The 9,231-nt window shown below is 62.1% G+C and carries 7 protein-coding genes; 3 read left to right on the top strand and 4 right to left on the bottom strand.

Features of this window, described 5'->3' with window-relative positions; all coding sequences use genetic code 11:
• The first annotated feature begins 185 nt into the window (after nt 1-185).
• A complete protein-coding gene (gene iolG / locus IEX85_RS23825; RefSeq protein ID WP_188863145.1) occupies nt 186-1,196 on the top strand; it encodes a bifunctional inositol 2-dehydrogenase/D-chiro-inositol 1-dehydrogenase in 1,011 nt (336 codons plus the stop codon).
• 234 nt (nt 1,197-1,430) lie between these two features.
• The gene (locus IEX85_RS23820; protein ID WP_188863144.1) at nt 1,431-2,258 is read left to right on the top strand and encodes a TIM barrel protein; all 828 of its coding nucleotides are present in this window, start codon (nt 1,431-1,433) and stop codon (nt 2,256-2,258) included.
• Nucleotides 2,259-2,897: 639 nt separating this feature from the next.
• On the opposite strand, the gene IEX85_RS23815 is transcribed toward IEX85_RS23820, so the two are convergent.
• Nucleotides 2,898-3,911: a LacI family DNA-binding transcriptional regulator gene (locus tag IEX85_RS23815; protein WP_188863143.1), complete on the bottom strand. Its 1,014-nt coding sequence runs from the start codon at nt 3,909-3,911 to the stop codon at nt 2,898-2,900.
• Nucleotides 3,912-4,033: 122 nt separating this feature from the next.
• On the opposite strand from IEX85_RS23815, the gene IEX85_RS23810 reads away from it, so the two are divergent.
• Complete coding sequence (locus IEX85_RS23810; protein WP_188863142.1) at nt 4,034-5,206, top strand: Gfo/Idh/MocA family protein; 1,173 nt, start codon at nt 4,034-4,036, stop codon at nt 5,204-5,206.
• Between the two features lie 436 nt (nt 5,207-5,642).
• Here the strand turns inward: IEX85_RS23810 and IEX85_RS23805 are convergent, their stop codons facing one another.
• From IEX85_RS23805 to IEX85_RS23795, 3 genes are all read right to left on the bottom strand, one after another.
• A complete protein-coding gene (locus tag IEX85_RS23805; RefSeq protein ID WP_188863141.1) occupies nt 5,643-6,494 on the bottom strand; it encodes a helix-turn-helix transcriptional regulator in 852 nt (283 codons plus the stop codon).
• 5 nt (nt 6,495-6,499) lie between these two features.
• Nucleotides 6,500-7,672: a Gfo/Idh/MocA family protein gene (locus IEX85_RS23800; RefSeq protein WP_188863140.1), complete on the bottom strand. Its 1,173-nt coding sequence runs from the start codon at nt 7,670-7,672 to the stop codon at nt 6,500-6,502.
• A 65-nt stretch (nt 7,673-7,737) separates the two neighbouring features.
• Nucleotides 7,738-8,664 (bottom strand): sugar phosphate isomerase/epimerase family protein, encoded by a 927-nt coding sequence (locus IEX85_RS23795; protein ID WP_188863139.1) that lies wholly within the window; start codon nt 8,662-8,664, stop codon nt 7,738-7,740.
• Nucleotides 8,665-9,231 lie beyond the last annotated feature (567 nt).

The following is a 9,231-nucleotide window of genomic DNA, read 5'->3' as shown; positions in this document are numbered from 1 at the left end:
TGCTGTCGAGCTGCGTCTTCGCCTGGGAAGAGCGTGCGGAGTCGTCCTCGCGCTTCATGCGCGACGAGATCCAGCGTTACGTCGACAAGTACCTCAAGTAATCCTTCGTGTAACCCCTTACCGCCCGGGGGATTCGCCCGGGCGGAGCATAACAACATCAAAAACAACGATCAGGAAAACGGCAAATGACCATCAGAATCGGTGTAATCGGTACAGGTGCAATCGGTGAAGACCACGCGCGTCGTATCACCCAGACGCTCTCGGGCGGCAAGATCGTCGCGGTCAACGACGTCAATCAGGACCAGGCCCGCGCGGTCGTCGATCGCCTAGGCCTCGATGCGAAAGTGTACGAAAGCGGACACGAGCTTATCCAGGCGGACGATGTCGATGCGGTGCTGGTGTGTTCCTGGGGACCGACCCACGAAGAGTTCGTACTGGCGGCAATCGAAGCCGGCAAGTATGTATTCTGCGAGAAGCCGCTGGCGACCACCGCCGAGGGCTGCCTGCGCATCGTCGAAGCCGAGGTCAAGGCCGGCAAGCGCCTGGTACAGGTGGGCTTCATGCGCCGTTACGACAAGGGCTACCAGCAGCTGAAGCAGGCGCTGGACAACAACGAAATCGGCGCGCCGCTGATGATGCACTGTGCCCACCGCAACCCGACTGTGCCGGACCGCTACGTCACCGAGATGGCGATCGTCGATACCGCGATCCACGAGCTCGACGTGCTGCGCTGGCTGCTCAACGACGATTACAAGTCGATGCAGGTGGTCTATCCGAAAGGTACCAAGAACCGCTTCGAGCATCTGGCAGATCCGCAGATTCTGCTGATCGAGACCCTGGGCGGTGTCCGCATCGACCTCGAGATCTTCGTCAATTGCCAGTACGGCTACGACATCCAGTGCCAGGTGGTCGGCGAAAGCGGCATTGCCAGCCTGCCGGAGCCGCAGAGCCTGCTGATGCGCAAGGATACCAAGCTCTACACCAACGTGCTGGTGGACTGGAAAGACCGCTTTATCGAGTCCTACGACATCGAACTGCAGGACTTCATCCGCGGCTGCGAGCAGGACACCGTTGGCGGCCCCAGCGCCTGGGACGGCTATGCTGCTGCGGTGGCGGCCGATTCCGCGGTCAAGGCACAGCAGAGCGGCGCAATCGAGTCGGTCGAAATGGCCGGTCGCCCGGCGTTCTACGGCTGAAGCGGTAATACCGTAGGGTGGGTGAGGCGCGCATCGCTCGGGCTCTGTTTGTCTTCTGAGCCCCGGGCGCGTCATACCCCGTCATAGGTCGGAGCGGGTCGCGTGATGGGTCACGCGACGCCCAGGTAAAAGCGGTAGCTCTGACTCAAGGCACGTTTGCGTCGCAGACCCATTCCACGGTGTCCTGTTGCTTCAATCTTCTAGCTTAAGGCTTTCTTTTTCGAAGGTATTACCATGTCCGTACAGAATCTGAAGTTCTCGCTCAACCATATGGTCGCGCCGAAGATGACCGCGATCGAGCTGCTGGAAACGGCCAGCGCACTGGGCCTGAAGGCGGTCGAACTGCGCAACGATGTGCAGGAAAACAGTGTCACCGAGCTGGAAAACGCTCGTGCCATCGGGTCGAAGGCGCGCGAACTGGGGATCGAGGTGCTGAGCATCAACGCCCTCTACCCGTTCAATATCTGGAATGACGAGCGTGCTGCCCAGGCCGAAAAACTGGCCGAGCTGGCCGCTGCCTGCGGTGCAGTCGGGCTGGTGATGTGCCCGCTGGTCGATGCTGAATACAAGGCCGGTGCCGAGGAGCGCAAAGCGGGCCTGCTGGCGGCGCTCAAGGGTATCCAGCCGATTCTCGAAAAACACGGTCTCAAGGGGTTCGTCGAGCCGCTGGGCTTCCCGATCTCGTCGCTGCGCACCAAGCGCGAAGCGGTTGAGGCCATTCGCGAACTGGGTGCCGAGACCCGTTTCGGTCTGGTGCACGATACTTTCCACCACAAGGGCGCGGGCGAAACCGAGTTCTATCCCGAATTCACCGGCCTGGTGCACGTATCCGGTGTCGAGGATCCGGCTATCAGTTTCGACGATATGCTCGATGCACACCGTGTCATGGTCGGCCCGGATGACCGTCTCGATAACATCGGCCAGCTTCAGGCGCTGCTGGCGGGCGGTTACCAGGGCTACGTCTCGTTCGAGCCGTTCGCGACCTCGGTGACCGAGCTGGAACGCCCGGTGCCGGTCATCGAAGAGAGCATGGCCTATATTCGAGACGGTCTCGCACGCTAAGGTTAGTTGTTGTTCTTGGGAGCCTACGGGCTCCTTTTTTATTGGTTCTTCGCAGAGCAAAGGGAAACCGTGGGATGGGTGGAACGACGTTTAGGCAGGGGCGATCCGGTCCTGGCGCAGCCTGGGCGTCGTGTAACCACTGGGGACGGCGGAAATCCCGAAAATGCAGGAGCTATTTTCGGGGAACCCACCTTCGAGTGGCAGTTCGGCGCCGCGAAGGCCGGAGCAGTCGATGGGTTACGCCGCAAACAACCCGACGCACACAGACAGCGGGGTGCCATTGCGGCTCCCCCCCATCCTGCGAATGACATTTTCTTCCCGCCAAACCGCGATGGACCTTTTTACTTGTATCGGGGTGTGAAACACCAGGGCATTCCCGGTCGACCCGGCTGGGGGCATAAGTCTGAGGCGCGAGGCGTTCACGTCCAGTGTCGTCGCCAAGCGCCGGGGGAGGCGGGAGGCACCGTTCAAAGCGGCCGCCGACACATTCGGCTGCATCGATCGCATGATCCATTCCATTGCCGGGTCGCCGCCCGCTGAGCCGTACGCCTGGCAGGTTGACAGCACCGCCGACGGCGTTGCCCGGGCGATGGATACGATGATCGCCTGATCGAATCCCGGCGCGGCACGCTGCACGCGTCAGAGGTTGTAGGGTGTCACGATATGGATGCGTGAGCCGCTGTCCGGCAGGTCCTGTGTCACGGCGCCGTGCTGGCGCATCAGGCAGAGCAGGGCGCGCCGCGCATCCTGTTCCAGATCGTGGTCGATGACGGCGTCGAGATGCTGCTCGAGCAGCAGGGCGCGGTTGTCGCGATCAAGGTCGTGACCGATAAACACCTCTAGCGGGCGGCCTTCGGCCGCGAAGGCTTCGAGGATGGCGCGATTGGCGCCGCCGGTGCTGTAGACCGCGCGGATTCCGGGTTCGCGTTGCAGGCATTGCCGGGTGCGTTCATAGGTGCCGGCGTGGATGCCGAGTCCGCCGGCGATTTCGACAATCCGGACGTCCGGCGCCCGTTCTCGCAGCAACTGGCGAAAGCCCATCTCCCGCTCCTCCTCGCCGCGAAATACCTGGCTGCTCAGGCTGACGGCGACGGTATCGCCGCGGTCGCCCAGCCATTTCAGCATCAGGTAGGCGGCAGTACACCCCGCGGCGCGGTCATCCATGCCGATATAGGTGCAGCGTCCACTGTGGGGGAGGTCCGAGGTCAGGGTGACGACCGGAATGCCGGCGCCGGTAATACCGCGTACGGCCTCGTTGATTACGGGCTCGTCCGGCGCCTTCAGGATCAGCCCCTGGCTGCCCCGCCGGAAGCAGTCCTTGAGCAGACCGACCAGGCGGTCGTCGTCGATCTCCTCGTGCAGGTGAAAGCGTGGCCGGATTCGCAGCGGCTGGAGCAGCGGTAAGACCCGGTGCAAGGCCTGTTGTACGGCACCGGTGAAGCGCGATGGCGCCACCATGATGACGTCAATGTAAAAGGTCCGCCCGGCGAAGCCGGCAATACCCGCCTGGGCTTCGAGCTCCTGTATCGCCTGCTGGACTCGCTGTACCGTCGTGAAGCGCACGCCCGGGCGCTGATGCAGCACCCGGTCCACCGTTGCCTGGCTGACGCGGGCCTGGGCAGCGATCTGCTTGATGCCAAAGCGTGTTTTCATCGCGCCGTCCTGAGGTGTTTTTGAGGTGAATACGAGGTTTTCGAACCCCCGGCCAATGCTAGCATCCTTTGAACCTGTCGGCGGCTGCCGAGTGGCTAAAACAACAATCCGGGAGAGAAACCATGTTCAACGAAGAGACACGTTTCGATGAGCCCCTGCGCTGGGCGATGGTCGGTGGCGGGCGTGGCAGCGAGATCGGTTATGCCCATCGCAGCGGGGCACAGCGTGATGGCCTGTTCCGGCTCGTGGCCGGGGCTTTCGATCTCGATCCGGCGCGGTGCCGGGATTTCGGCACCAACCTGGGACTCGATCCGGCGCGCTGTTATGCCGACTACCGGGCGCTGTTCGCAGCGGAAGCGCGGCGGGCTGACGGTATCCAGGCGGTTTCGATCGCGACGCCCAATTCGACCCATTACGCGATCGCCAGGGCGGCGCTCGAGACGGGGTTGCACGTGATCTGCGAGAAGCCGGTCACCTTCAGGGTGTCCGAGGCAGAGGAACTGAAGCGCCTGGCCTGCGAGCGTAACCGTGTGTTCGGCGTGATGTATGGCTATTCCGGCTTTCCGATGCTGCACCAGGCGCGGGAGATGATCCGGCGCGGTGAGCTCGGCGAGATCCGCATCGTCAACCTGCAATTCGCCCACGGCTTCCACAACACCGAGATCGAGCGTTACAACCCGGGGGCGAAATGGCGCATGGACCCGCAGGTGTCGGGGCCGAGTTTCGTGGTGGGCGATCTTGGCACCCATACCTTTTTCCTGGCGGGAATGCTGACCGGACTGGCGGTCGAGCGCCTGTGCTGCATGCGCCAGAGCTTCGTCGCCAGCCGCTCGCCGCTCGAGGACAATGCCCATGTAATGCTGCAGTTCCGCGGAGGGGCGGTCGGTACGCTCTGGGCCAGCGCGGTCAATGCCGGCTCCACCCATCAGCAGAAGATCCGCGTGGTCGGCGAGAAGGCAAGTCTCGAATGGTGGGATGAGCATCCGAACCAGCTGCGCTATGAGGTCCAGGGACAGCCGGTGCAGATTCTGGATCGGGCGATGAACTACCTGTACAGCGAGGTGCCGAGCATCGGTGCGAACCGTATCGGCGCCGGGCATGCCGAGGGCTTCTTCGAGTCCTGGGCCAATCTCTATTACCGTTTCGCGCTGGCGATGGACGCGGCTGATCGTTGCGACACCGCAACGCTCGATACCCTCTGGTATCCGGGCATCGATGCCGGTATCGACGGCGTGCGTCTGGTCGAGTGCTGTGTCGAGTCCGCCGACAACGAGGCGCGCTGGGTGCAATTTTAAGTACGCGACCGGGTCCCTGCATCATCAACGGGGCCCGGACGCGTTCCGGGCCGGCTCGCCGACCGTCCGGCGAGTACCGGGAGGTCGCCAAGGCGATGAACAGGTTCCTTTACCGGCTGCCGGCGCGGCGCAATAACCCCGACTGAGTCGCCTCCCACGCCAGGGGGGCATAGCGCACGCGCAGCACACCGCGGCAAACGGAAAGCGACGATCTCATAGGATGGGTGAAGCCGCCCTGGCATGCCGCTGACCGATACCCGGCGAAACCGGTGCGGCGTCACCCATCCACGGCCTTTTCGTTGGCTGGGTTTGTCCGACCTTCCCGATGGGTAGCACGGCACCCTGACGGTTTCCAGCCCGGCTCTCCCGTGCCCCGGCACCGTGTCATCCATCCCGCCGCGTGAAACCTGCCACCCGAGGTTCGCTTTTCCGGTTATCAGCTCGTGCACTGTTTGCGGTAGCTGTTAGGCGTGATGCCGACCACTTTCTTGAAGGCGGTGTTGAAGTAGTTGGAGTTGTCGTAGCCGACCAGGGTCGCGATCTCGGTGACGCTGAGGTCGGTATTGATCAGCAGCGACTGGGCTTCACCGATGCGCCGCCGGATCAGGTACTGGATCGGCGAACAGCCCACGGCGGTTTTGAACTTGTGTGCCAGATAGAAGTGGCTGACATGCAGTTCGTCCGATATGGATTTCAGGTCGATGTCGTCAAGGTAGTGCTCATCGATATAGTGCTTGATCCGCTCGCCCAGGTCCTGGTCGTCGGTCCGGGATTCGGCTTCGTTTTCCCGGCCCAGGCTGTGCACCAGCACGATCAGGGCGTGCAGCAACTGGTTGCAGAATTCGGCGGCGTAGCGATCGTCCGAGTCGACCCGGGTATAGAGCAGATACAGCAGGTTTTCGAACTCTGCGTAATGATTGCCACTGTTCAGCACAACACTCTCGCCTGGCTGCGTCAGGGTGTTCTTCGGCAGCCCCTTCAGTCGCAGGTTGCGAAAGGCGCAGCAGTAAACGCTCATTTCGGCATTCGGGTTGGCCGATTCATCGTGCAGCACGCCGCCGTTATAGATCAGCACATCGCCCTTGCGGGTGTGGTAGAGGCGGCCACCGATAATATGGTGGCCGCTGCCCTCGCGAATGAAGACGATTTCGATGCGATCGTCATGCCGGTGCATGGCGCGCGGCAGCCGGGTGTAGCTGGTGTCCGCCCTGCAGACGTACATCAGCTCCGCGCGGCTGTCGAACTCCAGCTTGCCCCTGGACTTTTTATTGACGAAGCGCTGTACCATTGCGGTTATTCATAGTCGATCCAGACAGCCCCATTATCGGCCGAACGGAGGCAATTTTCGACCCAGCGCACGCCCTCGACGCCGGCACCGATTTGCGGGATATCCAGGTTGCCGGCCATCGCCCGGTCTCCCCTGTCCCTTGCCTCCATGGCGAGCGCGAAACGGTAATAGAGATTGGACCAGGACTCGAACAGCCCCTCAGGATGGCCGCCCCCGATGCGGTCGTCTTCGAGGGCCTCCGGGTAGAGGTAGTCCATGCCGCGTTCCAGTGTCTGGGAGGGCTTGCCCTGTACCTCGAACAGCAGCTGGTTGGGACGCTCGTCCCACCATTCGATACTGGCCTTCGAACCGATCACCCGGACTTTCTGGCCGTGCATGGAGCCCGCGTTGACGGCCGACGCCCAGAGCGTGCCCATCACGCCGCCCTCGTACTCCATCATCACGTAGGCGTTGTCTTCCAGCGGTGCCCGGCTCCTGACGAAGCTCTGCCGGCTGCACATCAGGCGGCTGATCTTCAGCTCGGGCAGCATGACTTCGGACAGGTACAGCGGGTGGGTGGCAAGATCGCCCAGCACGTAGCTGGGGCCGGCAAAGCGGGGATCGACCCGCCACCGGGTGCTGGGATTGGCTTCCTCGACCGCTTCGCTGTGAAAGCCGTGGGCGAACTGCATGTTCACCATGCGGATCTCGCCGAGGTCGCCGTTCCGGATCATCGCCTTGGCCTGGCGGATCATCTGGTGGCCGGCGTAACCGTAGGTGACGCACACCAGGCGGTCTTTTTCCTCGGCCAGCGCGCGCAGTTCCTCGGCTTCGGCAACGGTGAAGCAGAGCGGCTTTTCGCAGATCACGTGCAGCCCCGCCTCGAGGGCCGCTTTGGAAATCGCGTAGTGGGTGCCGTTGGGTGTCGCGATCGAGACCGCCTGGATACCGTCCGGACGCCGCGCCTCCGCCTCGAACATCGTCTGGTAGTCCGGGTAGCAGCGCTGCGGATCGACGCGCAGCGATACGCCGAAGTCGCGGCCGCGGGCAGGGTCGATATCAAAGGCGCCCGCGACCAGTTGGAAGCTGTTGTCACGCACTGCGGCGGAGCGGTGAATGTAGCCGATCTGGCTGCCGCGGCCGCCCCCGACCATCGCCCAGCGAATCGGGCTTTTGACTTTCAGTTCGCCATTGATCATGTCTTTATCCTTCAGGAATTCTTGTTGTTCAGTCTCGAGGCCGTCATCCGGTGCAGCGGCCGCGATCAGGAAAAGCCCTTGCTGCGGAGGAACTCGAGGCTGGCGGTCACGTCCTGCAGGCTGCCGTCGGCATGGCGCGGGTCACGTTCCTGCTCGACGGTGATATAGCCCTGGTAGTCGACCTCGCCAAGCAGCCGGTAGATCGCCTCGTAATCCAGTACGCCGCGGCCGATCGGGCACATCACGCCCTGTGCGCAGGCGTCGAAGAAGTCGACCTTGTCGGCCATGACCCGGCTGTAGACCGCCGGCTCGATATCCTTGAAATGCAGGTAGTCGATGCGATCGGCGTGTTCGCGGATCCACTCGACCGGGTCCATTTTCGAGTAGTACAGGTGGCCGGTATCGAGGCAGAGTCCGGCTACGTCGTACGGTATGTCTTCGAGCAATCTCAGGGTCTCGTCGGCGAACTCGATATAGCCGCCGGCATGGGGGTGCACCACGGCGCGGATGCCATACCGGTCGCGGGCCAGTTCGGCGATTGCGCGGATGTGGGCCATGGTTTGCGACCAGCGTTCCCGACTCAGGCGCGGCGCCTCTTCGGGGTGGCCGGCGAACAGGCTGCGCTCTTCGTGAACGTGATCGATCAGCACCAGGTAGGGCGCCGGAAAGTGTTGCCCCGGTGCCTGCGACAGTTTCGGCAGCTGCGTCAGCAGGGCACAGATCTCGTGGGTCTGGCGGAGCAGGTTGTCGAGATTGGTCGGATCGATCAGGTCGTCGAAGATGGTGCCGGCAACCACGCTGAGTGCATTTTTCTGCAGCTCTGCGCTGACGGTTTCAATATCGAGTGGCAGGTAGCCGTAGGGGCCGAGTTCGATACCCTTGTAGCCGGCGGTCGATGCTTCCTCGAGTACCCGGTCCCATGGGGGAAGGTGGGGGTTCCTGACATCATCGACGCCCCAACAGCAGGGAGCGCTGGAAATCTGTATCGTCATGATCGTGCCTCTGGGTAGTAATAACCGGCGGTCGTGTTGGCAGCCGCCAAAAGCTGCACTGTTACAAACGTCTCCGGATGGAAAATATTTAACCAGCCGGTACCCGGGGCTGCCTTCATTATCTTGCTCATCGCTCAACGGGGAGCTGGTTTGGACATTTGTCGGGATTGACGCTGCGCTGGCGGTGAAAGGGCCCGTATGGCAAGGGGTTGGGGCGCGCCGGCCGTTCTGGCGCCGGGGCTTTTCCGTGGCGTTCGCTTGTGCTGTTGAGCGGTATTCGAGGAAATCTTGCCAGAAAACTTCGATTTCTTGTTATCCCATCTCCGGCGGAGTGGCTCCGGCGGTCAGGCGTGAGGTGAGCCGTGTTGGCAAAACATCGGTCCGATGAAACAGGAGAAGTACTAATGGACTTGAAGTAGAATAAATATTCTATATAGTATCGTCATGGCATTTATATTCCGCTTTTTGTGCAGTATGCCCCGATACTCAGACCTGGTGGAAAGGACAATAAGATGAAAATAGCCCTCGACCCTTACATGCACCGTCACCTGTCGCTGCCCGAGATCT

It is taken from the genome of Marinobacterium nitratireducens, from assembly GCF_014645375.1.
GTDB classification, from domain to species: domain Bacteria; phylum Pseudomonadota; class Gammaproteobacteria; order Pseudomonadales; family Balneatricaceae; genus Marinobacterium_A; species Marinobacterium_A nitratireducens.
This window is presented reverse-complemented; position numbering and strand designations above follow the sequence as displayed.